Genomic DNA, 16,636 nt, shown 5'->3' on the forward strand with positions numbered 1-16,636 from the left:
CCGGCGCTCCGCTACTCTGGTGATGAGGGCCGACGTCCGACGCCGGCGCCCCCCACCGAAAGCACCGGATGAAGATGAACCGCCGACCGCTCGCACTGATCGCGCTCGCGATCGCGCTCGCCGCGCTGACCGCCTGGCTGTCCCCGCTCGCGCTGCCCGCCGGCTACCATGACTTCGCCGACCGGCGCGCGCTCCTTGGGTTGCCCAACGCCTCCGACGTGCTGTCGAATATCGGTTTCGCGCTGGCCGGCATTCTAGGATTGGCCGAGCTCGCGCGCGGCCGGCTCGCCGTAGAACGCGCCGCCCTGCCCGGCTACGCGCTGTTCTTCGCCAGCCTCGTGCCGACCGCGATCGGCTCGGCCTGGTACCACCTCGCACCCGGCGACGCGCGGCTGTTCTGGGACCAGCTGCCCATCGTGCTTGCCCTCGCCGGCCTGCTTTCCGCAACGTTGGCCGAGGCGCTTCGGCCGCAGCGCGGCGTCGTCCACACCGTCTTGCTGTCCGTGCTCGCCTCGCTTGCGGTCCTGCACGGGCGCGCGAGCGGCGACCTCGCGCCCTACGTCGCCATCCATCTCGCGCTCGTCGTCTTCGTCCCGCTCCTGCAAGCGCTCTACCCGACGCCTTTTCGCCAGCGCGTGTCGATCTGGCTGGCGATCGCTTTTTACCTCGTCGCGCGCGCGTGCGAGATCGCCGACCTTGCGCTCTACGACGCGTTCGGGCTCGTCAGCGGCCACACGCTCAAGCACCTGTTCATGAGCGTCGCCGCGCTCGCCGTGTGGCGGGGGTTGCCGCGCCGCCGCAGGCCCGTACAGCATTGAACCCTACCGCCTCCGTGTCGGCGGCGCACGCAAAAGCCCCCGGCTTGAACCGGGGCCTTTGTGCGAAGTCCCTCAGCCCCTACCTGCGGCCGCCCATGCCGCCGCGACCGCCACCGAAGCCACCGCGGCCGCCGCCGAAGCCGCCATGACCGCCGCCGAAGCCGCGGCCGTCGCCACCGCTCATGCCGCCGCCCCCCTTGCTGCCGCCGCTGCTCGTCCCGCTGCCGCCTGCTCCGCCGGCGCTCATGCCGCCGCCGCCCTTGCCGCGGCCGCTGCTGACCCCGCCGCCGCCTATGCCGTCGCCGTTCATGCCGCCGCTGGCCGTACTGCCGCCGCTGCTGATGCCACCGCCGCCTATTCCGTCGCTGCTGATGCCGCCACCGCCCGTGCTGCCGCCGCTGCTCGTGGCTATGCCGCCTATGCCGCCGCCTATCATGCCGCCGGTGCCCGTGCTGCCGCCGCTGCTCGTGCCACTACCGCCTATATCGCCGCCGCTCATGCCGCCGCTGCCCGTACTGCCGCTGCTGCTCGTGCCGCCTCCGCCTATATCGCCGCCTCCCGGGTTACCTCCGCCTCCCGGATCGCCTCCGCCTCCCGGATCGCCTCCGCCTCCCGGATCGCCTCCGCCTCCCGGGTTGCCTCCGCCCCCCGGATCGCTGCCACCAGGGCCGCGCGCACGGCGTCCGCCGGGCTCATGGCCGTTATCACGCGGGTAAAGCACGACGGTACTGTCTGCAACCACCAGATAACGGCCGGCGACTGCGGAATCGTCGAGCTTGTCCGACGGCGGGGGCGCCGTGTCAGGAATGACTTCCAGCTCGGTTGCGAATGCCGTTCCGCCCATCAGCACGGCGAGGGCAAGCGCTAATGCTTTGGATTTCATTTTTAGTCTCCCTGCGAAGAGTGGCATGGACTTCATCGCCGTTATGCTCGATGCGGACCGGCCCCGGCCTTGGTCCGTTCAAGAGAAGCCAACTCACTCGCCGATATGCGAAAAATGTGCCAAACGCATCGGCTGGCGCCGAAAAAAAGGCGAGCCGCCCCTCGTCGCGGGCGGGAAGACCGAATAAACCCTTATGAATCAGCACATTGAAAAGGCCATGCGGGAAGAACCCGTCCCGTCCGCGCCGCAACGGACGAGCCGGAAACCGCCGTCCCTGCGGCGAAGCGGCGACGGAACGCCACCGGCATCCCGTTCAAACCTGCGCCGGTTCCGGGACACTCCGCGCGCCGCCCCCTCCTTGCGGGACGCCGGCGGTCAAGCGCTGCGCGCGTTGCGGCCGGAAATCAAAAGCTGTTCCATTTTCGGGACAGTCCGACGGTTTTTTGCGAGGCCTTCACGGCCGGCCCCGCGACGGACGCCGCGCCTGTCGGCGGCACCCAAACCGTCCCGTTCCTGAGACAGCGGGCGGGATCTTTGCACGCCCTGAAAGCCGCCGCTTGCCGTTACAATATCGTTCTTTACGATTTCCGGATCACGACCATGTCCACCCTGCCCCCGTTCCACCTGATCGCCCAGCAAGTGAGCGGCGCGCTCGTCGAGGACGTCGGCGAGCGCGACTGGACCGCCGAACTGATCCCGGACCACAAGGTCGGCCGGGCAACGGTGATCGCGCGCCAGACGGCGGTGGTCTGCGGCCAGCCATGGTTTGACGAGTGCTTCCGCCAGGTCGACGCACGCTGCACCGTGACTTGGAGCGTGAAGGAAGGCGAGACGGTCGACGCCGGCCGCCTGCTGTGCGAGATCGAGGGCCCGGCGCGCGCGCTGTTGACCGCCGAACGCTCGGCGCTCAACTTCCTGCAGACGCTGTCGGCGGTCGCGACCGTCACCCGCCGCTATGCCGACGCGGTAGAAGGCACCCGCGCCCGCGTGCTCGACACGCGCAAGACGCTGCCCGGCCTGCGCCTCGCGCAGAAGTACGCGGTCACCGTCGGCGGCGGCGACAACCAGCGCATCGGCCTGTTCGACGGCATCCTGATCAAGGAAAACCACATCATGGCCGCCGGCGGCATCGCCGCGGCATTGGCCGAAGCGCGCCGCATCGCGCCGTCCCACGTCACGCTGCAGGTCGAGGTCGAAACCCTGGCCGAGCTCGACGAAGCGCTGGAGGCCGGCGCAACGCTCTTGCTGCTCGACAATATGAGCCTCGAAGACATGAGAGAAGCGGTAAGGCGCAGCGCCGGCCGCGCCGAACTGGAGGCGTCGGGCGGCGTCGATATCGCCAGCATCCGCGCGATCGCCGAGACCGGCGTCGACCGCATCTCGGTCGGCAAGCTGACCAAGGATATCGAGGCGGTCGACCTGTCGATGCGTTTCAAGCTGTAAGCAAGCCCATCCTCCAATAAGATTCAAACCACAACACAGACAAAGGAATCGCCATGTCCCAGTTCGACAACGTCAGCGTCGTCAAGAAAGCCAACGTCTACTTCGACGGCAAATGCGTCAGCCACTCGATCGTGCTCGCCGACGGCACCAAGAAATCGGTCGGCGTGATCCTGCCGTCCAGCCTGACCTTCAACACCGGTGCACCGGAAATCATGGAAGTGATCGCCGGCGAATGCCGCGTGAAACTGGCCGGCGACAGCGAAGCGAAGGCCTACAAGGCCGGCGACTCGTTTAACGTGCCGGGCGACTCGAGCTTCGACATCGAAGTGACGAGCACGCTGCACTATGTCTGCCACTTCGGCTAAGACGCCGCGCGCAAAAAAAGCTCGGCCAACGTTGGCCGAGCTTTTTTCATGACCGCATGTTTTACGCGTAGGGCTCGCGCCCGGCGAGCGTCTGTCCCAGCGCCCGCAGCATCGCCGCCGTCGCGCCCCATACACGGTCGGGCCCATACTGCAGCACCCAGTATTCGCCCTTCACGCCATTGCGTTCATAGCGTTCCTTCAGGAATCCGCCCGGCGCGCACGCCCGTTCGAGCGGCAACTCAAACACGCTGTCGACCTCGGCCGGCTGCGGCGTCAGCGCCACCGGCGGCACGAGCACGCCGACCACCGGCGTGATGTGAAATCCGGTCACCGTCACGTAGTCGGCGAGCCGCCCTACCACGCGCACCTCGGCCGGCGCGATGCCGACCTCTTCCTCGGCCTCGCGCAAGGCGCCTTCTACCGCGTCGCCGTCGCACGCTTCAAGCTTGCCGCCGGGAAAGCTGATCTGGCCGGCGTGCGTCGGCAGCGACAGCGTGCGACGCGTCAACAGCACCGTCGGCGCGCCGGCGTGCCAGATCAGCGGCAACAGCACCGCCGCCGGCGTCAGCGGCCCCGCCACGAGGTCGGCCGGCCGCGTGAACGGCACAGCCGAGGCCGCCAGGCGTTGTTGCAACCAGCTAACGGCGTCATCCGGGTGCTCGGGCCACATGGTTTTCCTTTATTCGGTGTTGGCGGGTTTGACGATCCTGGGCAGCGCCAGTTCTTTCCAGTGTGCAAGCAAACGTAGCGCCAGCCCGCCCCAGAACAGCGCCTGCAGACCCAGCGCGGTCACCGTGCCGAAATGGTCGAGCAGATACAGGCCGCCGGCCACCAGGATCGCCACCGTGCCGTAGAAGTCCTGGTTCAGGATGAACGGGATCTCGTTGACCATCATGTCGCGCACCATGCCGCCTCCGACGGCGGTGACAAAGGACAGCATCACCACGCCGAACGCGTTCAGCCCGAGCGACAGCCCAACCATCGCGCCCGTCAGGCTGAACGCGACGAGCCCGATCGAGTCGGCGACGATGAAGAGCCGCGCGATCAGGCCGCTCTCGCGCTGGTGCAGACGCATCACCCACGCGACGATGAGCGTCGCGGTGATGACGATCAAGGGCTCGGTGTCGTGAAACACCAGCGGCATGCGGCTGACCAGCGCGTCGCGGATCAGGCCGCCGCCGATCGCGGACAGCAGGCTGACGATCACCACGCCGAGCACGTCCAGGTGCTTCCTCACCCCGACCAAGTAGCCGGAAAAGGTGAACGCCACCGTCCCCACCACCGCGAACCAGTCCATCTGCATCAGTTTCCCTTTCGGCCCGCCCCGCCGGGCCGGCCGTGCCGTTCGGATTTCATCGTTTCATTATCGCGCAAAAAGAAAAGCGCCAGACCTCGGTCCGGCGCCTCGAATCGGAGAACGCAAGCGCTTAGCGACGCATCGAGTCGAAGAAAGCGGCGTTGCTCTTGGTGGCGCGCATCTTGTCCTGCAGGAATTCCATCGCCTCGAGGTCGTCCATCGGGTACAAGAGCTTGCGCAGCACCCAGATGCGCTGCAGCTGATCCTGCGGGATCAGCAGTTCTTCACGGCGGGTGCCCGAGCGATTGATGTTGATCGCCGGGAAAACCCGCTTTTCCGCCATTTTGCGGTCCAGATGGAGTTCCATGTTGCCGGTGCCCTTGAATTCCTCGTAGATCACGTCGTCCATGCGCGAGCCGGTGTCGATCAGCGCGGTGGCGATGATGGTCAGCGAGCCGCCCTCCTCGATGTTACGCGCGGCGCCGAAGAAGCGTTTCGGGCGTTGCAGCGCGTTGGCGTCGACACCGCCGGTCAGCACCTTGCCCGACGCCGGGATCACCGTGTTGTAGGCGCGGGCCAGACGCGTGATCGAATCGAGCAGGATCACGACGTCTTTCTTGTGCTCGACCAGGCGCTTGGCCTTCTCGATCACCATTTCGGCGACCTGTACGTGGCGGGTAGCCGGTTCGTCGAAGGTCGACGACACCACCTCGCCGCGCACCGAGCGCGTCATCTCGGTCACTTCTTCCGGGCGCTCGTCGATCAACAGCACGATCAGCTCGACATCCGGATGGTTGGAGGTGATCGCGTGCGCGATGTTCTGCAGCATCACCGTCTTGCCGGATTTCGGCGGCGCCACCAACAAACCACGCTGGCCGCGGCCAATCGGCGCGATCAGGTCGATCACGCGGCTGGTGGTGTTTTCCTCGGACTTGATGTCGCGCTCGAGATGCAGGCGCTCGGTCGGGAACAGCGGCGTCAGGTTCTCGAACAGGATCTTGTGCTTGGAATTTTCCGGCGGCTCGCCGTTCACCTTGTCGACCTTCACCAGCGCGAAGTAGCGCTCGCCCTCCTTCGGGGTGCGGATCTCGCCCTCGATGGTGTCGCCGGTGTGCAGGTTGAAGCGGCGGATCTGGCTCGGGCTGACGTAGATGTCGTCCGGGCCGGCCAGGTACGAGGTGTCGGGGCTGCGCAGGAAACCGAATCCGTCCGGCAGGACCTCGAGCGTGCCTTCGCCGTAGATGCTTTCGCCTTTCTTGGCCTGGTTTTTCAACAGCGCGAAGATCAGGTCTTGCTTGCGCAGCCGGTTGGCGCCGTCGATCTCGTTGGCGATCGCCATGTCGACGAGCTCACTGACGTGAAGGTGCTTGAGGTCGGATAAATGCATAAGGGAGGGAGTGCGAGCCTTGGCTACAGGGTTTGAGCGGTACGACAGGGAAGCGTGCGGACAACTAGGGGGACGGGCGGCTTTGCGCCGCCCGTTTTGATACTGCAGAGAATAGAAGCTTTACAACCGGGTGTCAATCAGATGTGGCTATCGAGGAAGGCCGTCAGCTGGCCCTTGGCGAGCGCGCCGACCTTGGTCGCGGCGACTTCGCCATCCTTGAACAGCATCAGCGTCGGGATGCCGCGGATGCCGAATTTCGGCGGCGTCTGTTCGTTCTGGTCGATGTTCAGCTTGACGACCTTCAGACGGCCTGCGTACTCCTTGGCGACTTCGTCGAGGATCGGGGCGATCATCTTGCACGGACCGCACCACTCGGCCCAGTAATCGACCAGGACCGGGCCCTCGGCCTTGAGAACATCCTGTTCAAAGGAATCGTCGGTAACGTGCAGGATCAGATCGCTCATAGCTTCCTCTTATCGTCAAAGCATTTCAGTTAGCGTTTATGGTAACAAGCGCGCGGCGTACGCGGCAAGCCCGGCGTCGGCATGATTTGGGTATGGGGGTGACCGTCCGACATTTCAAGGCAGCGATGGCGCGACTTCGCCTTCTCTGCCTTCTCTTCCAAGGCGCGCCGCTTCGACCAGCCTTCGAGTATACGCGTCGCGCGGCGCGGCGAGCAGCGCCGCGGCCGGCCCCTCCTCGACCACGCGGCCGTCCTTCAAGACCAGCACCTCGTGCGCGAGCGCCCGCACCACCGCGAGGTCGTGGCTGATGAACAGGTAGCTGAGCCCGTGCTCGGTCTGGAGCCTCAGCAGCAATGCGATCATCTGCTTTTGCAGCGTCGCGTCGAGCGCGCTGGTCGGCTCGTCGAGGATCAAGAGCCGCGGCTTGAGGATCAGCGCGCGCGCGAGCGCGATGCGCTGGCGCTGGCCGCCGGAAAATTCGTGCGGGTAACGGTGCAGCGCGTCGGGCGACATGCCGACCTCGGCCAACGTCGCTTCCACTCGCCGCGCGCGTTCGCCGGGCCTCAGGCCTGGTTCGTGCTGCGTCAAGCCTTCGCCGACGATCTCCTCTACCGTCAGCCGTGGCGACAGCGAGGCGAACGGGTCCTGGAACACCATCTGGTAGCCGCGCCGCGTCGCGCGCAGCGCCTCGCCCTTGAGGCCGTCGATCCGCCGCCCTTCGAGCTCGATCTCGCCTTGCGAGGCGACCAGCCGCATCAGCGCCAGCGCCAGCGTCGTCTTGCCCGAACCCGATTCGCCGACGACACCGAGCGTGCGCCCGGCCGGCACCGACAGTTTCACGCCGTGCAGGATGGGCACCGCCTCCTTGCGCCACCAGCCGCGACGACGCGAGAACGCCACCGACAAGTCGCGCACCGCCAGCCGCTGCGGCGCGTGCTCTCGATTGTCGGGCAGGGGATCGGGCCGGCTCGCCAGCAATTCGCGTGTATACGGATGCGCCGGGTGGGCGAACACGGCGTCGACTTCGCCGACCTCGACGATCTCGCCGGCGCGCATCACCGCGACACGGTCGGCGAAACGGCGTACCAGGTTCAGGTCGTGCGTGATGAAGAGTACCGCCATGCCGGTGTCGCGCTGCAATTCGTCCAGCAGGTCGAGGATCTGCGCCTGCACCGTCACGTCGAGCGCGGTGGTCGGCTCGTCGGCGATCAAGAGTTTCGGTTTGCCGGCCAGCGCCATCGCGATCATCGCCCGCTGGCGCTGGCCGCCGGAGAGCTGGAACGGGTAGGCGTCGACCCTGTGCTCGGGGTCGGGAATGCCGGTGCGCGCCAGCAGCCTGATCGCCTCGGCGCGCGCCTCCGTCGCCGGCAGCCCCAAATGCAACGCCAGTACCTCGGCGATCTGCGTGCCGACGGTCTGCACCGGGTTGAGCGCACTCATCGGCTCCTGGAAGATCATCGCGATGTCGCGGCCGCGCACCCGGCGCAGACGCCGCTCGGGCAGCGCCATAAGGTCGTCGTCGCCGAACACGACGCGGCCGGACAGCGTCACGTCGGGGTTCAGGCGCAGGATGGCCTGCGCGGTGACGCTCTTGCCCGAGCCGGACTCGCCGACCAGCGCGAGCTTTTCGCCCGGCGCGATCGCGAAGCTCGCCCCCTTGACGGCGGCTTGTTCGCCGAAGTGCGCGGTCAGGTTCTCGACGGTCAACAGGTTCATGTTCAGCCCTTGCGCGTGTCGAGCGCCGAACGCAGCCCCTCGCCGATAAAGATCAGCAAGAGCAGGGTCGCGGTCAGCACGGTGAAGGTGGACAGCGCGATCCACCAGGCGTCGAGGTTGTCCTTGCCCTGCGACAACAGCTCGCCGAGGCTCGGCGTCGACGCCGGTACGCCGAGGCCGAGGAAGTCGAGGCTGGTCAGCGCGAGGATCGCGCCGCTGACGCGGAACGGCAGGAAGGCCAGCACCGGCGTCAGGCTGTTGGGCAACAGGTGGCGCCAGATGATGCGCGGGTTCGACACGCCGAGCGCGCGCGCGGCGAGCGCGTATTCCATCTGGCGGTTCTTCAGGAACTCGGCGCGCACATAGTCGGCCAGGCCCATCCAGCCGAACAGCGCCAAGAGCGCGAGCAACAGGCCGAGGCTGGGGTTGAAGAACGACGAGAGAATGATCAGCAGATACAGCTCGGGCAGGCTGCCCCAGATCTCGCTCGCGCGCTGCAAAGTCAAATCCACCCTGCCGCCGAAGTAGCCCTGCAGCGCCCCCATGACGATGCCGACCAGCGTGCCGACGACGGTCAGCGCGAGCGCGAACAGCACCGACAGCCTGAAGCCGTACACCAGGCGCGCGAGGATGTCGCGGCCGCGGTCGTCGGTCCCCAATAGGTTGGCCGAGGAAGGCTGAGCCGGGTTGGGGCTGCGGGTGAATTCGTTGATCGTGTTGGCGCTGTACGGGTTGGGGGCGAACAGCGCCCAGTTGCCGGGCTCGGCCAAGCGGTCGCGGATATAGGGGTCGAGGTAGTCGGCCGGCGTGTCGAAGTCGCCGCCGAAGGCGGTCTCGTTGTAGTCCTTGAGCACCGGCACGTACCACTCGCCGTGGTAGCGGACGACCAGCGGCTTGTCGTTAGACAGCACTTCGGCGAACAAGGACACGCCGAACAGCACCGCGAACAGCCACAGGCTGACCCACGCGCGGCGGTTCTTCTTGAAGCGGCCCCAGGCACGCGCGAGCGGGGACTGGCTCATTGCCCGCCCTCCTCGAAGCTGACGCGCGGGTCGACCCACAGGTAGGACAGATCCGACAGCAGCTTGGTGACCAGCCCCATCAGCGTGAAAACGTAGAGGCTGCCCATCACCACCGGGTAGTCGCGGCGGATCACCGACTCGTACGACAGCAGGCCGAGCCCGTCGAGCGAGAACAGCGTCTCGATCAACAGGCTGCCGGTGAAGAAGGCGCCGATGAAGGCGGCCGGGAAGCCGGTGATCAGCGGGATCAGCGCATTGCGGAAAACGTGACGGTAGAGGATGGCGCTCTCGCTCAAACCCTTGGCCCGCGCGGTGTAGACGTATTGGCGGCGAATTTCCTCGAGGAACACATTCTTGGTCAGCAAGGTCATCACCGCGAGGTTGCCGACGGTCGACGCGGTCACCGGCAGCGCGATATGCCACAGGTAGTCGAGCACCTTGTCGACGAGGCCGAGCTCGGCCCAGTTGTCGCTGGTCAGGCCGCGCAAGGGGAACAGCTGCCAGAAGCTGCCGCCGCCGAACAGCACCAGCAGCACGACGCCGAGCACGAAGCCGGGAATCGCGTAGCCGACCAGGATGAAGGTGCTGGTCGCGAGGTCGAAGCGGCTGCCGTCGCGCACCGCCTTGGCGACGCCGAGCGGGATGCAGATCAGATAGGTCAGGAAAAACGTCCACAGGCCGAGCGACATCGACACCGGCAGCTTGTCGAGAATCAGCACGCCGACGCTCTGGTGGTGGAAGAAGCTCTCGCCGAGCTCGAAGCGCGCGAAGTTGCCCAGCATGTCGGTAAAGCGCGTCAGCGGCGGCTTGTCGAAGCCGTACAACGCCTTGAGTTGGCCGAGCTCCTCGGGCGACAGGCCCGACTGCCCCTTCAGCAAGGACCGCGTATCGACGGCGGCGGTTTCGCCGGCGACGCCGCTCCGGGTCAGGGTCTGCACCATCTGTTCGACCGGACCGCCCGGCACGAACTGGATCACCGCGAAGGTGATCGCGAGGATGCCGACCAGCGTCGGGATCATCAGCAACAAACGTTTGACGAGGTAATGGCCCATGCATCAGTTCCCAGGCTTCGCCCACCAGGTCTGGATCGCCCAGTTGGTGACGTCGTAATAGCGCGGCAGCGTCGCGGGCTGGCCGAAGCGGTCCCACCACGCGGCGCGGTGATAAGGGATATGCCAGTTTGGCACCACATAGCGCCCGGCGCGCAGCACGCGGTCGAGCGCGCGCGCGGCGCTCACCAGCTGCTGCCGGTTCTCGAAGCGCTGGAAGCGCGGCAGGATCGCCTCGATGCCCGGGTCGCACAGGCCGGCCCAGTTGCTCGAACCCGGCGTCTTCGCCGCCTGGCAGCCGTGGAAATTCTGCTGCTCGTTGCCCGGGCTCTGGCTCGCGCCGTAGACGACGACGGTGGTGTCGTAGGCGAAGTCGTTCATGCGGCGCTGGAAGATCGCCGGGTCGACCACGCGCACCGCCAGCTCGACGCCGAGTTTGCCCAACTGCTTCTGCCACTGCGCGACGATGCGCTCGTAGGTGCGCGAGTAGCTGAGGAATTCGAAGCGGAAAGGTTGGCCGAGCTTGTCGACCAGTCGCCCCCCCTGATAACGCCAGCCGGCCGCCATCAAGAGGCTGCGCGCGCGCTTGAGGTTTTCACGCACGCCGTAGCGGCTGTCGGACACCGGCGGCTCGACCGCGAGGCCGAACACTTCCGGGTCGAGTTTGGCGCGCACCGGCTCGAGGATCGCGAGCTCCTCCTCGCTCGGCCAACCCTGCGCGGCCATTTCGCTATTGCTGAAGTAGCTGCCGCTGCGCTTGTACTGGCCGTAGAACAGCTGGCGGTTCAACCATTCGAAGTCGAAAGCCAGCGTCAGCGCCTCGCGCACGCGCCTGTCGGCGAACAGCGGGTTTCGCAGATTGAACACGAAGCCCTGCATGCCGGACGCCGCGCCGTGCGGCAGCGTCTTCTTGACGATGCGGCCGTCGTCGAACTTGTCGCCCTGGTAGCCGCGCGCCCACTGCTTGGCGACGTTCTCGGCCGACAGGTCGAACTCACCGGCCTTGAACGCCTCGAGCCGTGCGGTTTCGTCCTTGTAGTAGCGGTAGACGATCCGGTCGAAGTTGTACATGCCGCGCCGGCTCGGCAGCTTCTGCGCCCAGTAGTCGGTGCGTCGCGCGAATTCGCTCTGGCGACCGAGCGCGTAGCTCGACAGCTTGTAAGGCCCGGTGCCGATCGGCGGCGTCATCGACACGTCGGCCAGCGTCTTGCCCTTCGGAATCCAGTCGCGCGAGAAAATCGGCAGCTGCGCGACGATCAGGTGCAGCTCGGCGTTCGGCCGCTTGAAATCGAAGCGAACCGTTTGCGCGTCGACGGCGACCGCGCGCGCAACGTCGCCGTAATAGAAGCGGTAGCCCGGCGTCGCGCTCGGGTCGCGCGTCAGCGTATCGAACGAGAACACCACGTCTGCCGGGGTGACCGGCTTGCCGTTGGAGAAGCGCGCGCGGGGATCGAGCTTGAAGGTCACCGACAGTTTGTCCGGCGCGAGGGCGATGTCGCGTGCGATCAGCGGGTAGGCGCTAAACGGTTCGTCCTCGCTCTGTGCCATCAGCGATTCGACCGTCATCGCGCTGATGCCGGCCTCCTTGTCGCCCTTGAGCGTGTAGGGATTCAGCGTGTCGTAGCCGCCGATCGCCGGCAGCACCAGGCGTCCGCCCTTGGGGGCGGCGGGGTCGGTGTAGTCGAAATGGGCGAAGTCGGCCGGGTACTTGGGCCGATAGCCGAGCGCCATCGACGGCGTCGCCGCGAGTTCTTGGGCGGCCAGCAGGGTGAGAGCGAAAATCAGCAGTCGGCGAAAGCGCATGGGCGGTCGGGGTCGCTCGGTCTTGTTTGAATTGTCTGTCATTGCGCCCCACAGGTCGGGATGCCGGAGCGCTCGCCCTGTATTCAATACCAAATCCCGGAGCGCGGCCAGCCCCGCCGGATACTGCCGGACCGTCCGGCCGGATATCGCGCCGGCACGAGCGTGGTTATAATGCCGGCACGTTTTCCTCACAAGGACTCATGATGGGTTTCCTGCAAGGCAAAAAGATTCTGATCACCGGCATGATCTCCGACCGCTCGATCGCCTACGGCATCGCTCAGGCTTGTCATCGCCAAGGCGCCGAACTGGCGTTCACCTACGTCGTCGACAAGCTCGAAGACCGTGTCCGCAAGATGGCCACCGAATTCGGCTCCGACCTCGTTTTCCGCTGCGACGTGCAGAACGACGACGAGATCAACCAGCTGTTCGTCGACCTCGGCCAACGTTGGGACGGCTTGGACGGTCTGGTGCACGCGATCGCCTTCGCGCCGCGCGAAGCACTGGCCGGCGACTTCCTCGACTCGCTGTCGCGCGAAGCGTTCCGGGTCTCGCACGACGTATCGGCGTACAGCTTCCCGGCGCTGGCCAAGGCCGCGCGCCCGATGATGAAGGGTCGCAACAGCGCCCTCTTGACGCTGACCTACCTCGGCGCGGTGCGCGCGATCCCGAACTACAACGTGATGGGTCTGGCCAAGGCCAGCCTCGAGGCGTCGGTCCGCTTCACCGCCAGCGCGGTCGGCAAGGACGGCATCCGCTGCAACGGCATCTCGGCCGGCCCGATCAAGACACTGGCCGCCTCGGGCATCGCCGGTTTCAGCAAGCTGCTGTCGCACGTCGCGCACGACGCGCCGCTACGCCGCAGCGTGACGACCGAAGAAGTCGGCAACGCCGCCGCCTTCCTCTTGTCCGACCTCGCGTCGGGCATCACCGGTGAAATCACCTACGTGGACGCCGGCTACAGCATCAACGCGCTGAACGTCGACAGCGAATAAGGTTTTCTTGTTGTAGGGAGTCGTAATAAGTGAAAACTCTGCTCACACTTTGAAAAAACGCCCCAACTTGGTGCAATGACCTAAGCCTCGGCCCTTACGGCTGAGGCTTTTTTATTTGGCAAGCACCGCACTCACCGAGATCAGGTATCGATTTCTACAGCGCCTGAAAAAACTGGCTAGACCTGTGAGAAAGGTATCCATGCAAGCGGCTTTGTTAATGGTATGGACGCCCCCTTCCTGAAGCGGCATCGCGGTGCCACAGTGAGATTGCTATCGCCTCACTGATCGAAGGGAGCGTCACCATGAACAGTAGAACGATCGGGCTGGATCTGGCCAAGAATGTGTTCCAGGTGCACGGTGTGGATGCGCATGGCAGAACCGTGCTGCGCAAGCAACTGGCGCGACACCAGGTGGCAGCCTTCTTTGCCAACCTGCCGCCCTGCCTCAGGGCTGTTCAACGCTATCAACCAGAGCACAGCCGGAGTAGCGCTTCAGGACTCCAGCCCAGCGTTTGCCGAGCTGCTTTGATATTCTCGTAACCCGCAACACGCAACAGGTTCAACGCCCACGTGCGCAGCTGGGCAAACACGCCAGGCTGCTTGCGGACCCGGCTCGCATCTTCGCCCAAGGCCACATCGCGCACATGATGCAACGCGTTCTCTATCAGCCAATGATCGCGAATCGCTTGCGCGGCGTCCTCCGCTGTCACTCTCCGGGTGCTGATAGCCCACGTCGTGTCGCTGCGCTCGCGCCAGTTCTGCAAGCCGGTATCAAAGAGCTGGGTCTGCCTCTGCACTCGAATCAGACAGCGTACGCCTGACCAATCGTGATCAAGCACTCCGGCGGAAATTGTCCAGACCGTGGTTCGCCGCCGCTCAATTACGCCGTCTGCACTCACCGAAGCCATCCGTTCATACTCGGAAATTTGGGACAACCGTTCCGACCGCATCGGCGCATCGCCGACCGAGTTGCCGGTGATCTCGATGGCCCGGATTTCCACGGTCTCGGCATCAATGCCCTGATGAACGTTGCGCCATTGGCGACGCTACTCCGCGCCGTACTTTTTCGTTATCCCTGAGCGAATTGAAAATTCGCACGCAGCCCACTCGCCCTCGCCCAGCATTTTGATGCCGGTACTGTCGATCAGTAGGTGCAGCCCCGAACGGGTCAGGCGAGCAGGGATTTGAACCGTCAGATACTGCTGGCGACGACAGAGCGTGCTGAAGTTCCGGTACGGTCCAATCCAGACCCGCCAGCTTGAGCAGGCTCTCCACCATGCCCACAGTCTGGCGCAAGGCCAGGCCGAACAGGCCTTTTATCGTCGGGCAGAACGGGGTGGCGGCATCGCTGAACTTTGGGGGGCGACCGCGCGGGCCGCTGGGCTCGCCTTGCCAGGCCATGTCTTTGTCTAGCCAGATCAACAACGAGCCCCTGCTTGAGCGCGGCGTTATAGGTCTTCCAATTCTTCGTGCGGTACTTGGCCGGGGTAGGTCGGGTCATCGGCTCAGCTTACCGGAACCGCTGGACAGCCGCTTCCGAGCCGATTTCTGCAACAGAGCCACCAACAACTCAACCTATCAGCGATTCACCAATCCGCAAACGCCATCTGTCCTTGAATGCTGTCAGCGCGACTCTCGACAAAGGAGCGACATCCACACTCGAAAAAGCGGTCAGAGGTGCCCCCACCGCCTCCAGCAGCAGCACCTTGATCACGCTTGCGTGTGTCACCAACAAGGTGCACCCCGGAAAGTGCACGGGATTCTTCAGCCTGTCGACGACCCGTCTGGCAAGCGCTTCGATGCTTTCTCCCCGATGGGGCGCGGTAGCGGGGTCGGCGAGCCAGTGCTGCAAGCCTTCGGGGTCGTCCCGAACAATCTCTTTCAGCGACCGCCCTTGCCAATCGCCATAGTCCAATTCCCGAAGCGCCGAGTCCACCGTTGCCGTCAACGACAACGCCGCTGCCGTCTCGCGCGCGCAGCGAGCGGGGCTAACCAGCACACGCTCGAACGACAGGGCATCGAGTGTCATGCCGGCTGGCAGATATTCCGGCCACTCGATGGGATCTTCAGCGCAAGGGAACATCCCCGCGCGCATCGCATGGGTCGGGGCATGGCACAGCAAGGTCAGTTCCGTTTTCATGAGGCCGGATGGAAGTTCTTTGACTTAGTCGTGCCCCATTCTAAAATGCGACACACTTGTGCGAGAAGAAGCGGGTGAGAATCCCGCGCGGTCGCGCCACTGTGAGCCTGACATCTAGTTTGCCGGCAAGCCAGACCTTCCGCACGAGCCACCTTTAACCGGGGCGCGTCATTCCCCAGGAGAATCAAATGCTTACGACTTCCTCTTTTCCCGTAGCGGTAGCGCCGGTAACGATTCCGGTCCGTGAATTGCTGCCTTGGGCCATTTTCACCGGATTGCTGCTGTTGCTCGCCATTTACTTTGTCGGTGTCGAGCAAGGCGCTACCTCGCTGTTCCCCGGCATGTACATTCACGAGTTCGTGCATGACGGCCGCCACCTGCTTGGCTTCCCCTGCCACTAAAGGACCCCCGATGATTAGAGATCTCCTCATTAGGGGCTTGATAACGGGCGTCGTTGCCGGCCTGTTGAGTTTCGGGTTCGCCAAAACTTTTGGCGAACCCCCGGTAGAACTTGCGATTGCATTCGAAGAGCAGCAGGCCCATGCAGGCCACTCACATCATGACGACCATGCACATGGCACAACGACGGCGGAGGCAGCAGAGGCCGAACCCGAGCTGGTGAGCCGGGACGTCCAGGCCGGCCTCGGACTTATCACCGGCGTCGTGGTGTACAGCGCCGCGCTGGGCGGCATTTTCGCGCTGGTGTTCGCCTTCGCTTACGGCCGGCTGGGAGCACTGCGGGCCCGTGCAACGGCCGCCACCCTCGCACTGTTCGGGTTCGTGACCATCACACTCGTTCCGTTCCTGAAATACCCTCCCAATCCCCCGGCCGTCGGCAATCCTGAGACACTCGACCTTCGTACCATCCTGTTCTTCGGGGTCATTGCCCTGTCCATCGCGGCAGCGGCGCTGTCAGTGTCGCTGTTCCGTCGCTGGCAAGCACGACGGGGTAGCTGGAACGCGGCACAGATTGCAATCGCAACGTTTGTCGGCCTGAACGCGGCCGCGCTATTCATGCTCCCTAGCTTCAACGATGTACCGGCAGCCTTCTCGGCGTCGCTGCTCTGGGACTTCCGGATCGCGACCTTCGGCGTCCAGGCGGTGTTGTGGGCGACCTTCGGGCTACTCTTCGGCGCACTGGCCGAGCGTCTCCTCGAGGCCAAGAGGCCTTCGCGCATGACACTACAACGAGGCTAGTGCTCCCCCGCTGGCCTTGCAGGTCCCAAACAAAACGCCACCGGGCTTCCCTGGTGGCGTT

Annotated in this window: 17 protein-coding genes and 2 pseudogenes; 8 read left to right on the forward strand and 11 right to left on the reverse strand. The window is 65.1% G+C overall.

Annotated elements, in window-relative coordinates; genetic code table 11:
* Positions 1–74: 74 nt before the first annotated feature.
* Complete coding sequence (locus DWG20_RS14375; protein WP_147289970.1) at positions 75–818, forward strand: hypothetical protein; 744 nt, start codon at positions 75–77, stop codon at positions 816–818.
* Between the two features lie 79 nt (positions 819–897).
* On the opposite strand, the gene DWG20_RS16190 is transcribed toward DWG20_RS14375, so the two are convergent.
* Positions 898–1,317, reverse strand: a complete 420-nt coding sequence (locus tag DWG20_RS16190) for a hypothetical protein (RefSeq protein ID WP_181880934.1) — start codon at positions 1,315–1,317, stop codon at positions 898–900.
* A 409-nt stretch (positions 1,318–1,726) separates the two neighbouring features.
* Between DWG20_RS16190 and DWG20_RS16195 the strand changes: the two genes are divergently transcribed.
* The 3 genes from DWG20_RS16195 (at position 1,727) to ppnP (ending at position 3,509) form a co-directional block, all read left to right on the forward strand.
* Positions 1,727–1,888 carry a hypothetical protein gene (locus tag DWG20_RS16195; protein WP_181880935.1) on the forward strand — a complete coding sequence of 54 codons (162 nt, stop codon included), beginning with the start codon at positions 1,727–1,729 and terminating at the stop codon, positions 1,886–1,888.
* Positions 1,889–2,301: 413 nt separating this feature from the next.
* Complete coding sequence (gene nadC, locus DWG20_RS14385; RefSeq protein ID WP_115434449.1) at positions 2,302–3,144, forward strand: carboxylating nicotinate-nucleotide diphosphorylase; 843 nt, start codon at positions 2,302–2,304, stop codon at positions 3,142–3,144.
* 53 nt (positions 3,145–3,197) lie between these two features.
* On the forward strand, positions 3,198–3,509 hold the full coding sequence (ppnP, locus tag DWG20_RS14390; protein ID WP_115434450.1) for a pyrimidine/purine nucleoside phosphorylase: 312 nt from the start codon (positions 3,198–3,200) through the stop codon (positions 3,507–3,509).
* A 61-nt stretch (positions 3,510–3,570) separates the two neighbouring features.
* On the opposite strand, the gene DWG20_RS14395 is transcribed toward ppnP, so the two are convergent.
* From DWG20_RS14395 to DWG20_RS14430, 8 genes are all read right to left on the reverse strand, one after another.
* A complete protein-coding gene (locus tag DWG20_RS14395; RefSeq protein WP_115434451.1) occupies positions 3,571–4,179 on the reverse strand; it encodes a CoA pyrophosphatase in 609 nt (202 codons plus the stop codon).
* A 9-nt stretch (positions 4,180–4,188) separates the two neighbouring features.
* On the reverse strand, positions 4,189–4,812 hold the full coding sequence (locus DWG20_RS14400) for a trimeric intracellular cation channel family protein (RefSeq protein ID WP_115434452.1): 624 nt from the start codon (positions 4,810–4,812) through the stop codon (positions 4,189–4,191).
* 124 nt (positions 4,813–4,936) lie between these two features.
* Positions 4,937–6,193: a transcription termination factor Rho gene (gene rho, locus DWG20_RS14405; RefSeq protein WP_115434453.1), complete on the reverse strand. Its 1,257-nt coding sequence runs from the start codon at positions 6,191–6,193 to the stop codon at positions 4,937–4,939.
* A gap of 137 nt (positions 6,194–6,330) precedes the next feature.
* A complete protein-coding gene (gene trxA, locus DWG20_RS14410) occupies positions 6,331–6,657 on the reverse strand; it encodes a thioredoxin TrxA (RefSeq protein ID WP_115434454.1) in 327 nt (108 codons plus the stop codon).
* A 114-nt stretch (positions 6,658–6,771) separates the two neighbouring features.
* The gene (locus DWG20_RS14415) at positions 6,772–8,373 is read right to left on the reverse strand and encodes an ABC transporter ATP-binding protein (RefSeq protein ID WP_115434455.1); all 1,602 of its coding nucleotides are present in this window, start codon (positions 8,371–8,373) and stop codon (positions 6,772–6,774) included.
* A 2-nt stretch (positions 8,374–8,375) separates the two neighbouring features.
* Complete coding sequence (locus DWG20_RS14420; protein ID WP_115434456.1) at positions 8,376–9,395, reverse strand: ABC transporter permease; 1,020 nt, start codon at positions 9,393–9,395, stop codon at positions 8,376–8,378.
* Positions 9,392–10,447: a microcin C ABC transporter permease YejB gene (locus DWG20_RS14425; RefSeq protein WP_115434457.1), complete on the reverse strand. Its 1,056-nt coding sequence runs from the start codon at positions 10,445–10,447 to the stop codon at positions 9,392–9,394. Before DWG20_RS14425 ends, DWG20_RS14420 begins: the two co-directional genes overlap by 4 nt.
* A gap of 3 nt (positions 10,448–10,450) precedes the next feature.
* Positions 10,451–12,247 carry an extracellular solute-binding protein gene (locus DWG20_RS14430; RefSeq protein WP_115434458.1) on the reverse strand — a complete coding sequence of 599 codons (1,797 nt, stop codon included), beginning with the start codon at positions 12,245–12,247 and terminating at the stop codon, positions 10,451–10,453.
* A gap of 203 nt (positions 12,248–12,450) precedes the next feature.
* Between DWG20_RS14430 and fabI the strand changes: the two genes are divergently transcribed.
* Both fabI and DWG20_RS16515 read left to right on the forward strand, forming a co-directional pair.
* A complete protein-coding gene (gene fabI / locus DWG20_RS14435) occupies positions 12,451–13,239 on the forward strand; it encodes an enoyl-ACP reductase FabI (protein ID WP_115434826.1) in 789 nt (262 codons plus the stop codon).
* A gap of 302 nt (positions 13,240–13,541) precedes the next feature.
* A pseudogene (locus tag DWG20_RS16515) lies at positions 13,542–13,697 on the forward strand (IS110 family transposase); the annotation flags it as partial.
* Positions 13,698–13,702: 5 nt separating this feature from the next.
* Here the strand turns inward: DWG20_RS16515 and DWG20_RS16520 are convergent.
* A pseudogene (locus DWG20_RS16520) lies at positions 13,703–14,739 on the reverse strand (IS5 family transposase).
* A gap of 69 nt (positions 14,740–14,808) precedes the next feature.
* On the reverse strand, positions 14,809–15,378 hold the full coding sequence (locus DWG20_RS14450; RefSeq protein ID WP_115434461.1) for a histidine phosphatase family protein: 570 nt from the start codon (positions 15,376–15,378) through the stop codon (positions 14,809–14,811).
* A 188-nt stretch (positions 15,379–15,566) separates the two neighbouring features.
* Here DWG20_RS14450 and DWG20_RS14455 point away from each other — a divergent pair, with 188 nt between their 5' ends.
* The gene (locus DWG20_RS14455) at positions 15,567–15,779 is read left to right on the forward strand and encodes a CbtB domain-containing protein (protein ID WP_115434462.1); all 213 of its coding nucleotides are present in this window, start codon (positions 15,567–15,569) and stop codon (positions 15,777–15,779) included.
* Positions 15,780–15,789: 10 nt separating this feature from the next.
* Positions 15,790–16,575, forward strand: coding sequence for a CbtA family protein (locus tag DWG20_RS14460; protein WP_115434463.1), 786 nt, complete (start codon positions 15,790–15,792; stop codon positions 16,573–16,575).
* The last annotated feature ends 61 nt before the right edge of the window (positions 16,576–16,636 follow it).

Source organism: Crenobacter cavernae, assembly GCF_003355495.1.
GTDB classification, from domain to species: Bacteria; Pseudomonadota; Gammaproteobacteria; order Burkholderiales; family Chromobacteriaceae; genus Crenobacter; species Crenobacter cavernae.